The organism is Sphingobacterium daejeonense (genome assembly GCF_901472535.1).
GTDB classification, from domain to species: Bacteria; Bacteroidota; Bacteroidia; order Sphingobacteriales; family Sphingobacteriaceae; genus Sphingobacterium; species Sphingobacterium daejeonense.
Map to the genome: position 1 here is coordinate 2,390,700 of NZ_LR590470.1, position 14,633 is coordinate 2,405,332.

Below are 14,633 nucleotides of genomic sequence, written 5' to 3' on the forward strand. Positions count from 1 at the left end.
CTTCGGGATCAGGTGCAATAAACCTGATCCCTTTATTTCTATATGATGTTATTATTTAAAAATCGCTTCATAATAATCTTCCTTGGCGTTCTCGTTTTATCTGCATGTACAAAAACAGATAGCCATGAAGTAAACCCAACACCTACAGATATTTATATCCGTGATCTGAACAATGAAAAGATCCTCAATGGTAAACCCATTGGTAACTCAGAACCAATCTATTTTAGTTTTGATAAAAAGAGTAAGGTGGATAAGGAAAAGGATTGGGATATTGTTTTCTCAGGATTAGCAAATACCCTGATAGTTGCAAACAGTAAGAATGGTACTTGGATGGATGTTGCTAATGTAGATTATGAAGGTATCAAATCGAAACCATCTTTAAAATTTAATCTTTCAGAATCGGGAAATGCTGGTAGCAGCACCACGGGCTGGTTTAAATACGATATTATTACTCACATTGTTGAACCTATTCCAGGTAAGACCATATTTATCAAAAAAATCTAATGGTCAAGTATTTAAAATGAATATGATCAGTATTTATTTCGGAGCCCCCACATTTCCAAGCTCAGATGATAAAGCTCCTTTTATGAACTTTAAATATGCTGAATTAAAATAGGATTTAGTAATTTGGTGCTATGCATATTGTACCGCTAGGATCCTTAGGTGAGAAAATTTGTATTATTGGACCAAGTTCTAGTGGGAAATCTTCATTAGCAAAAGCGTTAGGGAATAAATTGGACTTTAAAGTCCTTTATCTCGATCAAATTGCTCATTTACCAAATACAAACTGGCAACCTCGCGAAAAAGAACTCATGCGAGCCGACCATAAAGAGTTTATTAGCAAGAATAATAAATGGATAATCGAAGGAAATTATAGTTTTCTAATGAAAGATAGGTTTACTTCTGCAACCTGTATTATTTGGTTGGATTTTAAAAGAATCGGGTCCTTAATACGTTTTATAATGAGAGGCTTGCAAAATTCAAAGGATCGAGCAGGAAATCTAGAGGGTGCTAAAGAACAAATAACTTGGGATATGCTGCGTCAGATTTTATATGTGGCCCCTAAAAATAGGTCGAAATATGCAAAACTAATTAGTGAAAGCAATGCCATGCTAATCCATATTAAATCTATGAAAGAATTAAATAAATATTACCAAGAATGGGAATTGGATAAAAGGTTTGGCTAATTTAGAAATGATTTTATATGGAAACTGACACAGAATAAAAACTTGTCAACTATGATTTTAAAAAGTTTATTTTCAAAATTCCTTTATTTAGGTTTTTCAGTTTTGTTGCCATTCTATGGCTTGACCCAATCTACTGTAGCAAATAATAGTACAACCACAATTCCGTTTCTATCAAATTCAAAAATTGTAATCGATGGCAAGCTGGATGATTGGAAAGCACCAAATAAACTCTTTAAGATTGATCAATTCGTATCACCTTGGTCAAGTCCAGATTTTGGGAAAACTGAGTTTATGGCATTCTATGATGCAGATTGGTTTTATTTCAGCTTTGAAATTGAAGATAAGAAAATAGTGGAAGCAGATTTCAAAAAAGAATCAGATGTGGCGTTAGGAGATAGAGGCGAGATCTTTATAACAGCGGATTCAAGTTTGAAAGAATATTATTGTTTTGAAATATCTCCAACAGGGAAGGTGCTCGATTATGTAGCTCATTATTATCGTAAGTTCGATTATAATTGGAATTTAGAAGAGCTTGAAATTAAAAGTTCAAAAACATCCAATGGTTATATTTTGGAAGGTAAAATGCCGATGTCTTTTATTAATAGCATTGATAAATCTGATGGTAATACTCTGTCAAATTTAAGATTCGGAGTATTTCGAGCAGAATTCAACAACCTCAATCCTAAAGATCCTACTGTTAATTGGATATCATGGATAAAACCCAGTACGAACAAACCAGACTTTCATACGCCATCAGCATTCCAGAAAATTACTTTTGAAATAAAATAGGTCATTTGCTGGAAAATAAGTCGGCAACCATATTGATCCAAAATACTTTAGTGGAGATATTCATCAATAATAAAATTTCCAAGGACCAGATACAGAGAAAAAGAAAATAAGGGCTATGCAAAATAGCCCTTTTGTATTTTAATTTTTCCAATATTATGATTGATATAGATTTCACAAAAGGTAATAGTACAGCAACGATCAAACCCAATCCCGGCTGTAACTGATTTAATAACCTTGAAAGTCCCGGATTAAGTATAACCAATGTTGCTGCCAGAAGAAATCCAACATGCCATCGGATATTCTTTTTATTGACCATGGCAATTGAATAAAAAATTGAAAACGATAAAATATCCAGTAAACCCACCATGGCTGTAAATGCAGCATCTTGTTTGGATGTTTCAAGCTGCCTCTGGACTTGTTCAGCAATTAATAGTGCAATAGTCATAATCAGAACCGGAACAAGGAAATAGCTTAACTTACCAATGCGCCTATGCATTTCAATCTTATTCCTTTTAATAAGTACCGGTTGAATAATAAGTAATGCAAACCAACATAAAAATGCAAAGAAGTGGAGGTGAATTATGATTGGAAATCTATTAAAATCGGGAAAAAATCTGATATAGGAATTGTAAAAGCCTGCTAAAGTAAAGACAATCACTAAGCAAAAGAATACTAGTAAATTCTTAGAATATGTTTCCATTTTGAACAAGGCTTTTAGTAATTCAAACGGTGCTTCATTCCCAATACCCTAAATAGAGTTTTGCTTGAAGTTAACTTTATTAAAAGATAAAAAATAGTACAGATGCGACATGTATTCAACTAAATGAAAATGTGTAAATTAGAATAAAATAAATCTATTATGATTGACGTATTATTACCCCATTTAGAATTACGTCCTTTTATAAGAGGATATATTCATAACGTCATAGATTTTAGTTTGGAAAACCTAAACAACACATATTTTTTCACGCCGACTCATAAAAAATTTATCATGCTCTATTTAGGAAGTTCGGTTGAAGTAACCTTTGAAAACAAGAAAAAGGAAAAGAAAAAAGATATGTTGATTATAGGACCTCAAACTACACCTGTAAGCTTATGTTTTGAAAGTAATCATAGAATGATTGCGATAGAACTACAAAATATCGGTCAGTATTATTTATTGGGAGGCTGTCCTATTCATACCTTAATTGATAGTCATCTAGAAGGTGATGCGGTATTTGGAAATCCTGTAAAAGAACTCATTGATAAACTTATTGAAATCAATGACTTGGAAATAATAAAAAAGGAGCTTGATCAGTTTTTCTTAAAAATTCTTAATAGTAATAAACTCAAAACAAATCGATCTGACATGCTATTGAATGAATTGCCTCAAAACATTCCTATTGCTGCAATGGCTTTGGCGGCTGGGAAAAGTATAAGGCAACTAGAAAGATTATTTAAAGATAGAATAGGAGTGAGCCCCAACTTTTTCAGGAAACTAAGAAGATTTGCGACCGCTTATAAGATAAAGGAGCTCAATCCAAATCAAACATGGACCCAAATCGCATATTCATGTGGTTACTTTGACCAAATGCATCTGATTAAAGATTTTAAAACTTTCTTGGGACATAATCCTAGTTATATCAATCAATTGTTGAATCAACAATATCAAGAATATACTAATTATCAGATTCCACAATAAAAATCCTAAATCAAATTGTCATTTCGATTGTTCTTTACAATAAAAAGATGGTAAAATTAGATCCCATAATAGCTGTAAAAGATGTATTATCCAGTTCAAGGTGGTATGAGGAACTCTTTGGCTTAAAGAGTAAACATGGCGGAAGTAATTTCGCAGTGTTACAAGATGAATCTGGAGAAACTGTCATCTGTTTGCATGAATGGGGGAGCCATAATCATCCTTCTATGACGGATCCAACCATCCTTCCTGGCAATGGCTTAATATTATATTTCAAAACCACAGATTTTGAATCTATAAGAGGAAAAGCTGAAGAAATGGAAGTTCAAATTATTCAAGATACCCATCTAAATACCAATTCTAATAGGTTAGAATTTTCAATTAAGGATTTGGACGGATATTATATCAGCATTACTGAATATCATAATTACCAAGGGTAGCAATTCTTTCGAATAATATAAATAAAGTCGTGTAAAATATTCTTTAACGGCTTTTTTGGGATATAATTCACTAATATTTCACTTGTTTAAACACTTAATTTTCCTTCTGAATATATTTTAATACTTTATGTTAATTCAGATTCTATGAGGTTTATTGTAGCCATAAAAAGATTTGTCGGGTTTCGATGAAATTCTTAACTATTTTCGGTACAAAAATCTTTTTTTTATTCCATCTAAAAATCTTGTCTGAGAGTGATTTTTACGGGTTTTTCATGCTGTATTTATTGAATTACAATAATTAAAAAATTTAATAAAACAGATGTTTAACCATCTTTTTTGAGCTACTAAAACATATTAGCAAAATTAAAAATTTCAATTAAGTATGTAGGGCATATGCTACAAATACAAATTAACAGGCCGTTTTGGGCACTATTGATTTTAAGGAACAAAATTCCTGTGTATTTTTGTAGACCATTATTAAATGGCACACAAACTATTAGAAAAATTAAAAGAAGTATTAAAAAATTACAGCAATTAATTAACTGGATAGAAAGATTAGTCTGAATTCAGGGAACTAAAGTTGTAATTGCAAATAATCGAATATGAAAAAGCAATATAAATCACCCCATATCAATATGGTCAAGGTTCAGATGGAAGCTGATATTGCTCTTGGTTCGGCAAAAGTATACCCTTACAACGAAAAAGGTGAAATGTATGAATCTTGGGAGCAAGAACCTGATGACAGTAGAAATATTGATTGGTAATTATAAAATTGGATTTAAAAATAAAATGAATAGAATAAATAAAAATATTTGCCTAAAGTGGAGCATGGGCTTTATGGCGATTTTAATGCTGACATTCTCATCTTGTCAAAAAGATACAGATGCTGGCACTGGCACTGGGGATGCCAAAGTAATGGTTCAAATGGATGGTGTTTCTTTTGAACAAGACAATTATGATTACGGCGCTAAATCAAGTGCTGCAAATTCTTCAGCTTCGGGCATCGTTAAAGACACGTCTATTGTATATGATGATTTTGTAGTGGATGTTCAAATGACAAACGAAACTGACAGATCTAGCAGAACCGTAAATAATAATACAGTTTATAGAGCTGGTAACAGCAATATGGCTGCCTCTACTACTGTTACTACAAAATTAGCTCCTGGAATTAAATATAAATTAGTTGCATTTAATTCTGATGGTACTTTGAATCAAATAAAAGAATATACTGTTGGCAGTGAAGCGACAACCGGGCCAATGAGTTTAGATGCTGGTAAAAACTATACTTTCGTTGCATATTCTTTTAATGGCACTACCTCTCTGCCAGATGTAAGCTATAAAACAACTGTTAAAACCTTCGCAAATGCCATTTTACCAACTGTTGATAAAGACCTTATGGTATTTGTTGCGAAGAATAGAGCGATTAGTCACGGAGATACAAAGCTTGCAATCGTGTTAAAACACAGGTTCAGTATGATTACTACGAAATTGACCATGGTTGCAAAAATGACTGGTTCAATTAAGTCACTAGTAAATACAACTATTGGACCTACGCATGCAAATGCAACGTTTAACTTTACTGATGAAACTCTTACATATGGTGGAACATTAACTTCCCGACCATCTGTAGCATGGCCAAACCTTGCAGTAGGTTTACGTGAAGTAATTAGTACTCCAACATTGTTAATTGCTCCTATGGCATCAAATAAAACCTTAGTTTTTGGTTCTATTATGATTGATGATGAAACCAAAACTAACTTTACTATCAATAATATCAGAGTAAATCCAGGATGTAAATATAATTTAAACCTGAATTTCAGAACATGTACTGAACCTGTTAATTTAGCGAATGATGCAATGAATTGGTCTTATCCAGTTAATGGTTCTTACACAGGTTGTATAACTCCAAGCGGAGAAGTTAAAAATGGTACACTATTAAGTCACACTTTTAATGCACCAGCTTCAAATTATGGGTTTACCTTTGATATGACAGAATTAGATAATGCAATAAATGTTGAAGTAAACGGTACTAGAATATTCACAGACCCTGCATTGGCAATTAAAGAAAATTCGCAAATTCAATTTCAAACTTATGATAACACAGCTAATGGTGAAGGTATTATAACAAGAAATATCATGTTTGTAGGTGGTGATGAATATGGATTGGATAGAAATGGAGATAAAATTCATGATGTACCTGAAATTTGGTTGATTAAAGGAACTGCTACAAAACCAATGATCAGAATAAGTATCAGTAAAACTGGAGAAGTTGCTATGTTAGGTAGTAAAACTAGTGGTGGAGATTTAGTTCAATTGATATTGAAGAATAATATGAAGTTCAATACAGTGCCTTGGAATTCAACTTCTCCTAATGTTGTTAAAATAACTCAGAGGGTATCTAATAAAACTGTTGTTATTGGTAAAGGATACGGACAAAGAAAAATCGCTTGTCCAACAACTTAAAACAAGATTAATTTTTATAAACATAATAGAATAGAGAGCCTGAAGTCATTCAGGCTCTTTTTATTTTACTTAAATTTTTGTAGCATAATGCCTAACAATTTCGTATAGTTTACATAAACTATTAATAATTATGAAAAGATTCCTGTTTTTAGCTTTAAGCTTATTATTGTTTTCGTCTTGCGAGAAGGACGGTGAAATGGTAGATTCCCAAGATTGTCACATCAAAATGAAAGAACAGTTTAAGGATGAATTGAAATGTTCCTCAAATGGACAAGGTGAGAGTGTTCATCTCTTTAAAGGTGTGTACAAAGGAAAAACTGTTTATTATCCTTTAACTGTATGTGCCAATTGTAATACGATGCCACCTAAATTTGGATATACTTGCAGTATGGAAAAAGTCGAGTTTGAAGATTTCAATGAAAACATGAAAGAGCAAACAAAAGTCTATGATAGCTGCAACAAAAAGTTCAGCGAGTAAATAATTCTTAACTACCAATAATATTTATTTTATGAAAAACTTATTGTTATTATTTTTTATGACTGCCTTTTTTATTTCGTGTGATTCGGATAAAGAATTTGAAGACATTGGCGATGCGTCAGAATGTTCACTTAAAATGAAGGAACATTTTAAAGAAGAATTATATTGTAATACAAATACTGAAATTAGTACACATTCAACACATCTTTTTAAAGGCAACTACAATGGAAAAATTGTATATTTTACATATACTGACTGCGAAAATTGCCTTAGAGAAACTCCTCAATCTGGTTATACCTGCGAACTTGAATTAGTGGAATTCAATAGGGATTTTGAAAATGTGAAGGATAGAAAATTGGTGTACAATAGTTGTGAAAAAAAATTCTATGAATAAATCCTGCTTGTTAAATCTCATTTAAGCTCTGTTTAATTTTTTTTATTTTTGCTATCGATGAAAAAAGAGTTCGTAATAGATGGAAATAGAATAAAAGATAAAAGCAGCTTATATGAAGAGATCAATAGGCAATTTATGCAAGAGGAAAGTTGGCAATTAGCTGAAAGCTTAGATGCTTTCGATGATCTCTTGTATGGCGGGTTTGGAGCAATCAAGGAAAAAGAAGAAATAAAAATTGTTTGGTTGAATTTTGATAGCAATAAAGAAGCTTTCGGATTAGATTTTACAAGAAATTTCTATAAAGAAAAACTTGAACAACCGGAAAATTTTGATTCAAAATTAGTCCGCCGTCAATTAGATGACTTAGAAAGGGGAGAAGGGCAAACGTATTTTGAGATAATTGAAGAAATTATATCTTCACATCCTAATATAGAATTGATAAAAAAATAGGCGATGAATTATCATCGCCTATTTCATTTATTAAACAAATATTAAACAACAGCTCGCTTCATCAAAATATCTATCTGTTCATCGGATCCGAGTTTGAATGTATGTTTGTCAAATTCCTCAAACCCATTTTTCTTATAAAAGCTGATCGCACGAGCATTCTCTTCCCATACGCCTAACCAAATCGTAGGTACGCGCAAATTCTTTGCAGTTTCCAAGGCTTTGAAAAATAACATTTGACCTACCTGCTTGCCATAATGACTTGCATAGACGTAAATCCGCTCTATCTCAATATGATCTTCAAGCTTAAATTCAGTCTGGGCTTGCCCAACATTGAGTTTCAGATAACCTATAGGATCTTCCTGATCCCAGGCAATATAAAAAATGGACTCTACGTTCTTCAGCTCATTATGAACTTGAAGATCTGAAAACCTTTCCGCTAAATATTCCTGCATATCCTCAGCAGTATTACGTTCTTGAAAAGTTTCCAGAAATGTTTCTCGTCCTATTTTTTGAATAATGAGTACATCATCGACAGATGCTACTTTAATTTGAATCATAATATTAAGTCCTAGGTGGCTAAATTTATCTAAATTATCGCAATTCAGATAAAAAAATCAGAGTTATGACGTTAAAATTATAGTTTACGGTAACAATTTGGAGTAAATACGGTAGTTTTCCTCGTCAAAACACACAAATGTTACATTTTGGATAAATTCATCCTCAACTAAATAGTCTTGAACAGCATGAATTGCAATTTCTGCAGCCCTTTCCTTCGGAAATCCGTAAATACCAGTGCTGATATTAGGGAATGCTATAGATTTGAGGTTATTTTTGGAAGCCAACTTTAAACTGTTATGGTAAGCTGAATACAATAACTTATCTTCATTTTTAGATCCATCCTGCCATACAGGTCCTACAGCATGAATAACATAATCAGCAGGTAGGTCTCCCGCATTGGTAATCACAGCTTCTCCAGTTTTGCAACCACCTTGTTTATTTCGGATATGAACGCATTCTTCCAAAATTGCTTTCCCACCTGCACGATGAATTGCTCCATCAACACCACCACCATCCATTAAGGAAGTATTGGCAGCATTAACAATAACATCTGTTTCACATTTTGTTATATCACCTAGCTCTAGTTTTATCTTATGCTCCATTTGTTCAATTAATTAATAATTTGCTACCTATAGAACCTACGAATCATATAATCGTTGGATATATTCTAAAAATATTCAATTAATTCAAACTAATTCTCGCCTTGATTGTTTCAAATTTATTTACAATATGATTGTTACAACGCATATCGCAATACAACCATAAAACTGTAGATTGACTCTTTTCAGAATTTAGTTATACAACATTTACTTGTCAATGTACAGTCGATTATACCCCTGTCGCTAGGGGTATAATTGTTTTTGGACTGGATGACTTAGTTAGACATAAGACATTAGACATAAGACATTAGAACTTTCAAGGCTTATTAAACTTAATTATCAAACACTCAATATTTGGCATAATAAAATAGTTCAAATCGAACTTAAGCTCATTTTATAAAACCATACATAAGTTATTTTAGTAAACTATATCTTTGTCTAATGTCTTATGTCTAGTGTCTTATGTCTACTTTCAATTTACCGTCTAAAATATGTGCTACCATGTTGGATCTCCGAGTAAATCGGAGCTAAAGAATAAATTACCAAAGAAAAAAATCTATTACCCGAATGAGAATGAAATCTTTCATATCTCAGGATTTACTCGTCCTTATTTACCGGTTACTCTAAATTCAGATGTTGATTCAGTAATTGAAGCTCGATGGAAATTGATACCAGGTTGGGTAAAGAATGAAACAGACGCTGGAAAGTATGCCAACACCCTAAATGCAGAGTCTGAAAGTATTTTCGAAAAAGCTAGTTACAAGGATTATATTCTCAAAAATAGAGGGTTACTATATGTAAGTGGTTTTTATGAACCACATAAAGTTGCTGGAAAAAAAGAATCTGAGAACTATTTTATCTATGCTCCACAGAATGAGATATTAACTTTGGGAGTAGTTTACAATAACTTTACGGACCAAGAAACGGGAGAAACATATCCTACTTTCTCGATCATTACAACTGCCGCGAATCCTTTGTTAGAAGAAATACATAATGAAAAGAAACGGATGCCATTAATCATTTCAGCACAAGATCGTGATGCATGGTTATTTGCTGAAGGAAAACAGGAAATCCAAGACCTTATGAAACCTTATCCTGGTGATTTGGGTAGTCACCAGGTCTATCGAGTAACCGGAGCCAGGGGAGAAGATACAAACAAACCAGGAATCCAAGATAAATGGTCTGGTCAAACCAGTTTATTTTAAAAATCTAAACCTATGAAAATAAAAAGCATACTGATCAGTGGCTTCGCAGCTTCACTATTGCTAAGCTCTTGTTCAGTATCACAGAAATTAAGTGAGAAGCCTTACGTAATTGTTCAAAAGGAAGGGCGGGAGGCCAAAAAATGGAAATTAGTCTGGGAAGATGATTTTGATGGGAATGAAATAGACTCTACAAAATGGAGCAGGATCCCTAAAGGAGAATCGGATTGGAATAGGCATATGAGTACCGTAGATGACGTCTTTAGATTAGAGAATGGTAGTCTCTATCTTAGAGGAATCAATAATCCAGACACAACCAAAGATTCAAGACCTTTTATAACCGGCGGAATATGGAGTAAGAACAAATTTGCTTTTCAATATGGCAGAATTGAGATCCGTGCTAAATTGGGAAGCGCTCAAGGTGCTTGGCCTGCTATGTGGATGCTTGCTGAGCTTGATAAATATGGTAAATATCCATTGAATGGGGAAATCGATATTATGGAACATTTGAACTATGATACGATTATTTACCAGACTACACATTCACATTATACTTTGAATTTAGGTCAAAAAGACAACCCTCCCCATGGAGGCACTGCACCTGTAAATGCCAATGAATATAATGTTTATGGCCTCAGCTGGTACCCTGACAAAATTGTGTTTCAATTGAATGGAAAAGATACCTTTACATACCCAAGGGTAGATGGAGTGGATAAATCACAATGGCCATATGACCAACCGTTTTTTATATTGATAGACCAACAGCTCGGTGGCAACTGGGTAGGTCAAGTTGATCAGAGTCAATTGCCTGTTGAGATGGAAATCGATTGGGTAAAAGTATACCAATAGAAAATAAAACGGCCAAACAATTGTTCGGCCGTTATTTTCAAACTATATTCCTGTTTTAAATGGGTTCCTTAATCTTTTGGACATGCTATTCTTTTCCTACCATATCCTGTTCCAATGACGATAGTTCTTCCATCGACCTTTTGACTTACTACAACTTGATTGACATCATCGGCTTTCCACACGACCGGATTGAAAGATTGACCGTTTTTGAGTCTCATTTGCATTAATGGACCTCCATTGGTTTTACTTCCTAAAATAGTGACTTCGCCATTTCTACTGATAAGAATCCGAATCAAAGGGTTCTGCGCTGTACCAACTAAATCGTAGACCTCGTCAATACCATCTTCGCTATATTCTGTCCCATCGATGAATTCAATATTTCTAACTGTTCCCAAAGAATTGTTTGTTTGGAATTGAATTTGTTGACTGGCACTTGTTCCGAAAATATAATTATCATTTACTTTCATATTGAAGGCATTATCCAATTCTGTGATATCAAACTGGAATCCGTAATTTGCTTGTGGAGCAAGAAACTGATTCGTGATAATCGAATTATTAGGATATTTAATTCCATCCTTTATAATACCCTTATAGGTTACCCATTTACGATTTTCTCGTACTTCCCACGACTCTTCAGGATATCTCCAATTTAGACCATCAGAGGTTACATTCTGGGTACATACTCTAAATTTCAATACAAGGTTGTAACGATGGCCTGGAGTGATTTTTATATCAGGTACTGAAATATTGGTTTTAGTTTCGCCATCTAAAGTAATAGAACCAATGTTAAAGGCTGCAGTCGTTGTTGCAGGACTGATCAAAAAAGTAGGTGAACTTGTGATCGATCTGATACCTGGTGTAATCGCCGGGAAAGCAACGTTTGTTGAATTACTGGTTGCCGGAAAACTAACGAGATTATTGCTGAACTTGATGGAACCACTTGCTTTTGTAGGCGTTATTTGGTTTCCTGATAAAGCGTGAATGTTTCCAGTCATACTATTGTCCATTTCGATTGTCGTTGTGATCTGGCTGAATTGATGAATTAATTCTGCTTCCAACAAGTTTGTTTCACCAAAAGTCAAAGTCATTGTTTTCTTGAAATACATGAGCTCCGATGAAATATTATTTAAACTTGCTGTCGACAAACTTCCTTGGTCAGTAATATTGGGTAAAGTTGAAGTACTGTTTACCGAGTAAACAATAAATGTATAGGTAGCACCATTATTTAGTGGAATACCGGGTGTTATTGCTTCATTTCCATACGCATAGTCATAATTTCCTTTGTGTGCTCCATCTTCATCATAAACGACTACCCGATATTTAACACCTGGATCGAGGACTTTGACAACGGGTTGGGTTGCTGCTTTTGCATCGCCCAAGGCAGGTGATGCTGCTGATAGCGTAGCATTATTGCCATCCTTGATAACCATTACGTCCATACTTATTCCATCGCTTATTTTTACAGATGATAACTGCACATTAGATTCAGCGCTTCTTTTTAGTGGTTTTGCTGTTCCCAAATAATATGTTTTCCTCTTTTGGTGATCCTACCGAAAGCTTCACTTTTAGCATAGTTTCTCCGCCAGAACCAATGTCAGTTCCCGATTTTTTACAAGATTGAAAAACAATAAACAGCATGGCAAAAAAGAACAACGTAGAGAATCTAGCCACTTTGTTGATTTGTGTGAATTTCATTTTTTAAGGTGTTTTAAAACGTTTAGTGTGTGTGTGTTAATTTAGAACCAATCGATGCTTTTTGACTCTTGGTCATCTTCATACCATTGTTCTATGACCTCATCATTACCGTTTTGAGGACGTACAAATGCTGATCCTGCAGCAATCCCTTCTTCGAGGTGAATGTTATTTACCTCGATCAAGGGGCTAACGTATTTTTTTTCCATAATACATTGCTCCTAGTTTAAAAAATTAATAAAATTTAGAATTCCGGTTAATAGTTAGTGATTGTCGGTAAATTCTAATGTCTTCCTTTTGAGGACAATGTAAATGTATATAGTTAATTGTTTTCCTAATGATAGAAAAGGGTTATTTCGGTGGTTAATTTTGAATTGTCGTTTCCTATCTACAGTTTGCTATCGATATCAGTTAAAAGAGATATTGTAGCCCTACAGCCTTGTAATATTTTAAATTATCCGAATTTTAAATTGTAAGAAAACGGCTGTTTTTACTTAATTGATAGGAGATGGTTTAAAATAGAAACCATGTTTATCCAATTTCCATTTTTGATCTTTTTTGTTTTTTGCTGTTATGATTTTCTTCGAGTCAAGTCTGACTCTTGTTCCACTCTCAGTCCTCTTTCATTCGGACCTCGTTCGGACCTTGTTCGGGTGTTTTCCGAACAAGCTCCGAACGAGGTCCGAACAATGTCCGAACGAGAGACGAAGGAGGGTATAAGGAAGGAGGGGTTTGATAGTATTTAATCCATGTGTAAACCATTTTCAGGAATAGACTTATTAATTAGTATTTTGTCTTGGAAGATTTGCTTTTTGAAGGGCTTCTTTTGCTAATTGTTCTTCATTCGCTTTTAAGTACCACTCGGAAATATTTTTATAAAGTTTGGGTAGATCCAATACTTCTTGATATTCACTTTGGTCTATATATTCTTGAAAAGCTTTAGCTCCCAAATGGTATATTTCAGGAGGTAGGGTTGATTTATTTTCATTTTCGTGGTAACGGATTACTTCTACAATGGACCAAGCAGGTTTAAAAACAATTTCTTTAGAAGTTAGTATTGAATTTCCATATTCATAAGCTTTTTTTGGGTCTAAGGAAAGCAATGACTGCATAATATAAAACGTTGGAATGGGAGTGTTTTCCAATTCAGGATTCGCAACCATAAACTCATTTATTTTATCTAAGGTCTTTTGATTAATTTCTGATTCATTAAGTTTTTTAGCATTGAGATCATAGATATAGTTATTCATAGAATCCAAGAAATGCACTTCCAATTCTCTGAAATTTTTTTCCTCATTTTTTTCTTTGCTAGCAGATTGTAGCTCCCATTCTCCAGCAAGAATTTTATTGATAACTGGTTCTAAATCTTTTGGATGTCCAAACCATGCAAGCTTTGAATTTTGATCTATGACGAATGATTTTGGTATCCCTTTATCGTCGTTTGTTGTATTAAACCAATTATCTATCATTTTATTATTGTCATCAATCGCTACATGGTAATCCATCTTGTCTCCCATATTGAGGACAAATTCTTGGATATCTTCGCTTGTTGTATTTTTATCTTCAAAAACGCTGACGCCTATGATTTCCAATTGATCTTTATTTTTTCTTTTTAGTTCAGAAAGATGAGGCATAGCAGCAATACAGGGTTTACACCATGTAGCCCAGAATTCTACAATGTAAACCTTTCCTTTTTCATATTCTTTTATTGGTTCGCCTTTCACCCATTCTTTGATAAATAGTGGAGGTGCGGCATCAGAAATTTTCAATGTAGCATTACTTGGATCTTGTGCAAATGAAGATATTGAAATCAAAGTAATCAATGAGATAAAGATAGGCTTGAAATTCATAATC

The 14,633-nt window shown here is 33.6% G+C and carries 19 protein-coding genes; 12 read left to right on the top strand and 7 right to left on the bottom strand.

The window, feature by feature from the left end; all coding sequences use genetic code 11:
* Positions 1-42 precede the first annotated feature (42 nt).
* From FGL31_RS11570 to FGL31_RS11580, 3 genes are all read left to right on the top strand, one after another.
* Positions 43-504, top strand: a complete 462-nt coding sequence (locus tag FGL31_RS11570) for a hypothetical protein (RefSeq protein WP_138091610.1) — start codon at positions 43-45, stop codon at positions 502-504.
* A gap of 131 nt (positions 505-635) precedes the next feature.
* On the top strand, positions 636-1,187 hold the full coding sequence (locus FGL31_RS11575; RefSeq protein ID WP_197734216.1) for a P-loop NTPase family protein: 552 nt from the start codon (positions 636-638) through the stop codon (positions 1,185-1,187).
* A gap of 51 nt (positions 1,188-1,238) precedes the next feature.
* Positions 1,239-1,976 (top strand): carbohydrate-binding family 9-like protein, encoded by a 738-nt coding sequence (locus FGL31_RS11580; protein ID WP_138091612.1) that lies wholly within the window; start codon positions 1,239-1,241, stop codon positions 1,974-1,976.
* A 1-nt stretch (position 1,977) separates the two neighbouring features.
* Here FGL31_RS11580 and FGL31_RS11585 read toward each other — a convergent pair whose 3' ends face one another.
* Complete coding sequence (locus FGL31_RS11585) at positions 1,978-2,472, bottom strand: hypothetical protein (RefSeq protein WP_138091614.1); 495 nt, start codon at positions 2,470-2,472, stop codon at positions 1,978-1,980.
* A 363-nt stretch (positions 2,473-2,835) separates the two neighbouring features.
* Here FGL31_RS11585 and FGL31_RS11590 point away from each other — a divergent pair, with 363 nt between their 5' ends.
* From FGL31_RS11590 to FGL31_RS11615, 7 genes are all read left to right on the top strand, one after another.
* Positions 2,836-3,657: an AraC family transcriptional regulator gene (locus FGL31_RS11590; RefSeq protein ID WP_138091616.1), complete on the top strand. Its 822-nt coding sequence runs from the start codon at positions 2,836-2,838 to the stop codon at positions 3,655-3,657.
* 47 nt (positions 3,658-3,704) lie between these two features.
* Positions 3,705-4,094, top strand: coding sequence for a VOC family protein (locus tag FGL31_RS11595; protein ID WP_138091618.1), 390 nt, complete (start codon positions 3,705-3,707; stop codon positions 4,092-4,094).
* A gap of 602 nt (positions 4,095-4,696) precedes the next feature.
* A complete protein-coding gene (locus FGL31_RS22690; protein WP_171017649.1) occupies positions 4,697-4,858 on the top strand; it encodes a hypothetical protein in 162 nt (53 codons plus the stop codon).
* Positions 4,833-6,557: a fimbrillin family protein gene (locus tag FGL31_RS11600; RefSeq protein ID WP_138091620.1), complete on the top strand. Its 1,725-nt coding sequence runs from the start codon at positions 4,833-4,835 to the stop codon at positions 6,555-6,557. The genes FGL31_RS22690 and FGL31_RS11600 overlap by 26 nt, the downstream gene beginning before the upstream one ends.
* Positions 6,558-6,687: 130 nt before the next feature.
* Positions 6,688-7,035, top strand: coding sequence for a hypothetical protein (locus tag FGL31_RS11605; protein WP_138091622.1), 348 nt, complete (start codon positions 6,688-6,690; stop codon positions 7,033-7,035).
* 31 nt (positions 7,036-7,066) lie between these two features.
* A complete protein-coding gene (locus tag FGL31_RS11610; protein WP_138091624.1) occupies positions 7,067-7,429 on the top strand; it encodes a hypothetical protein in 363 nt (120 codons plus the stop codon).
* A 57-nt stretch (positions 7,430-7,486) separates the two neighbouring features.
* Positions 7,487-7,879 carry a barstar family protein gene (locus FGL31_RS11615; protein ID WP_138091626.1) on the top strand — a complete coding sequence of 131 codons (393 nt, stop codon included), beginning with the start codon at positions 7,487-7,489 and terminating at the stop codon, positions 7,877-7,879.
* A 41-nt stretch (positions 7,880-7,920) separates the two neighbouring features.
* Here the strand turns inward: FGL31_RS11615 and FGL31_RS11620 are convergent, their stop codons facing one another.
* Positions 7,921-8,436 (bottom strand): GNAT family N-acetyltransferase, encoded by a 516-nt coding sequence (locus FGL31_RS11620; protein WP_099369891.1) that lies wholly within the window; start codon positions 8,434-8,436, stop codon positions 7,921-7,923.
* A gap of 84 nt (positions 8,437-8,520) precedes the next feature.
* The gene (locus FGL31_RS11625; protein WP_138091628.1) at positions 8,521-9,039 is read right to left on the bottom strand and encodes an O-acetyl-ADP-ribose deacetylase; all 519 of its coding nucleotides are present in this window, start codon (positions 9,037-9,039) and stop codon (positions 8,521-8,523) included.
* A 488-nt stretch (positions 9,040-9,527) separates the two neighbouring features.
* Here FGL31_RS11625 and FGL31_RS11630 point away from each other — a divergent pair, with 488 nt between their 5' ends.
* Together FGL31_RS11630 and FGL31_RS11635 are read left to right on the top strand one after the other, a co-directional pair.
* The gene (locus FGL31_RS11630) at positions 9,528-10,241 is read left to right on the top strand and encodes an SOS response-associated peptidase (RefSeq protein ID WP_138091630.1); all 714 of its coding nucleotides are present in this window, start codon (positions 9,528-9,530) and stop codon (positions 10,239-10,241) included.
* A gap of 12 nt (positions 10,242-10,253) precedes the next feature.
* Positions 10,254-11,087: a glycoside hydrolase family 16 protein gene (locus FGL31_RS11635; RefSeq protein WP_138091632.1), complete on the top strand. Its 834-nt coding sequence runs from the start codon at positions 10,254-10,256 to the stop codon at positions 11,085-11,087.
* 68 nt (positions 11,088-11,155) lie between these two features.
* On the opposite strand, the gene FGL31_RS11640 is transcribed toward FGL31_RS11635, so the two are convergent.
* The 4 genes from FGL31_RS11640 to FGL31_RS11650 all read right to left on the bottom strand — a co-directional run bounded on the left by FGL31_RS11640 (position 11,156) and on the right by FGL31_RS11650 (position 14,602).
* The gene (locus FGL31_RS11640; RefSeq protein WP_138091634.1) at positions 11,156-12,607 is read right to left on the bottom strand and encodes a fimbrillin family protein; all 1,452 of its coding nucleotides are present in this window, start codon (positions 12,605-12,607) and stop codon (positions 11,156-11,158) included.
* A complete protein-coding gene (locus FGL31_RS11645; RefSeq protein WP_138091636.1) occupies positions 12,573-12,782 on the bottom strand; it encodes a hypothetical protein in 210 nt (69 codons plus the stop codon). The genes FGL31_RS11640 and FGL31_RS11645 overlap by 35 nt, the downstream gene beginning before the upstream one ends.
* Before the next feature lie 41 nt (positions 12,783-12,823).
* Positions 12,824-12,988 carry a hypothetical protein gene (locus tag FGL31_RS22695; protein WP_171017650.1) on the bottom strand — a complete coding sequence of 55 codons (165 nt, stop codon included), beginning with the start codon at positions 12,986-12,988 and terminating at the stop codon, positions 12,824-12,826.
* A 570-nt stretch (positions 12,989-13,558) separates the two neighbouring features.
* The gene (locus tag FGL31_RS11650; RefSeq protein WP_171017651.1) at positions 13,559-14,602 is read right to left on the bottom strand and encodes a TlpA family protein disulfide reductase; all 1,044 of its coding nucleotides are present in this window, start codon (positions 14,600-14,602) and stop codon (positions 13,559-13,561) included.
* Positions 14,603-14,633 lie beyond the last annotated feature (31 nt).

What these genes read in the sequence shown, in the direction of transcription:
- FGL31_RS11600 (WP_138091620.1), top strand. Translation starts at nt 4,833, where the DNA reads ATGACAGTAGAAATATTGATTGGTAATTATAAAATTGGATTTAAAAAT.
- FGL31_RS11575 (WP_197734216.1), top strand. Translation starts at nt 636, where the DNA reads ATGCATATTGTACCGCTAGGATCCTTAGGTGAGAAAATTTGTATTATT.
- FGL31_RS11590 (WP_138091616.1), top strand. Translation starts at nt 2,836, where the DNA reads ATGATTGACGTATTATTACCCCATTTAGAATTACGTCCTTTTATAAGA.
- FGL31_RS11580 (WP_138091612.1), top strand. Translation starts at nt 1,239, where the DNA reads ATGATTTTAAAAAGTTTATTTTCAAAATTCCTTTATTTAGGTTTTTCA.
- FGL31_RS11620 (WP_099369891.1), bottom strand. Translation starts at nt 8,436, where the DNA reads ATGATTCAAATTAAAGTAGCATCTGTCGATGATGTACTCATTATTCAA.
- FGL31_RS22695 (WP_171017650.1), bottom strand. Translation starts at nt 12,988, where the DNA reads ATGGAAAAAAAATACGTTAGCCCCTTGATCGAGGTAAATAACATTCAC.
- FGL31_RS11570 (WP_138091610.1), top strand. Translation starts at nt 43, where the DNA reads ATGATGTTATTATTTAAAAATCGCTTCATAATAATCTTCCTTGGCGTT.
- FGL31_RS11615 (WP_138091626.1), top strand. Translation starts at nt 7,487, where the DNA reads ATGAAAAAAGAGTTCGTAATAGATGGAAATAGAATAAAAGATAAAAGC.
- FGL31_RS11645 (WP_138091636.1), bottom strand. Translation starts at nt 12,782, where the DNA reads ATGAAATTCACACAAATCAACAAAGTGGCTAGATTCTCTACGTTGTTC.
- FGL31_RS11610 (WP_138091624.1), top strand. Translation starts at nt 7,067, where the DNA reads ATGAAAAACTTATTGTTATTATTTTTTATGACTGCCTTTTTTATTTCG.
- FGL31_RS11605 (WP_138091622.1), top strand. Translation starts at nt 6,688, where the DNA reads ATGAAAAGATTCCTGTTTTTAGCTTTAAGCTTATTATTGTTTTCGTCT.
- FGL31_RS11630 (WP_138091630.1), top strand. Translation starts at nt 9,528, where the DNA reads ATGTGCTACCATGTTGGATCTCCGAGTAAATCGGAGCTAAAGAATAAA.
- FGL31_RS11635 (WP_138091632.1), top strand. Translation starts at nt 10,254, where the DNA reads ATGAAAATAAAAAGCATACTGATCAGTGGCTTCGCAGCTTCACTATTG.
- FGL31_RS22690 (WP_171017649.1), top strand. Translation starts at nt 4,697, where the DNA reads ATGAAAAAGCAATATAAATCACCCCATATCAATATGGTCAAGGTTCAG.
- FGL31_RS11585 (WP_138091614.1), bottom strand. Translation starts at nt 2,472, where the DNA reads ATGCATAGGCGCATTGGTAAGTTAAGCTATTTCCTTGTTCCGGTTCTG.
- FGL31_RS11625 (WP_138091628.1), bottom strand. Translation starts at nt 9,039, where the DNA reads ATGGAGCATAAGATAAAACTAGAGCTAGGTGATATAACAAAATGTGAA.
- FGL31_RS11595 (WP_138091618.1), top strand. Translation starts at nt 3,705, where the DNA reads ATGGTAAAATTAGATCCCATAATAGCTGTAAAAGATGTATTATCCAGT.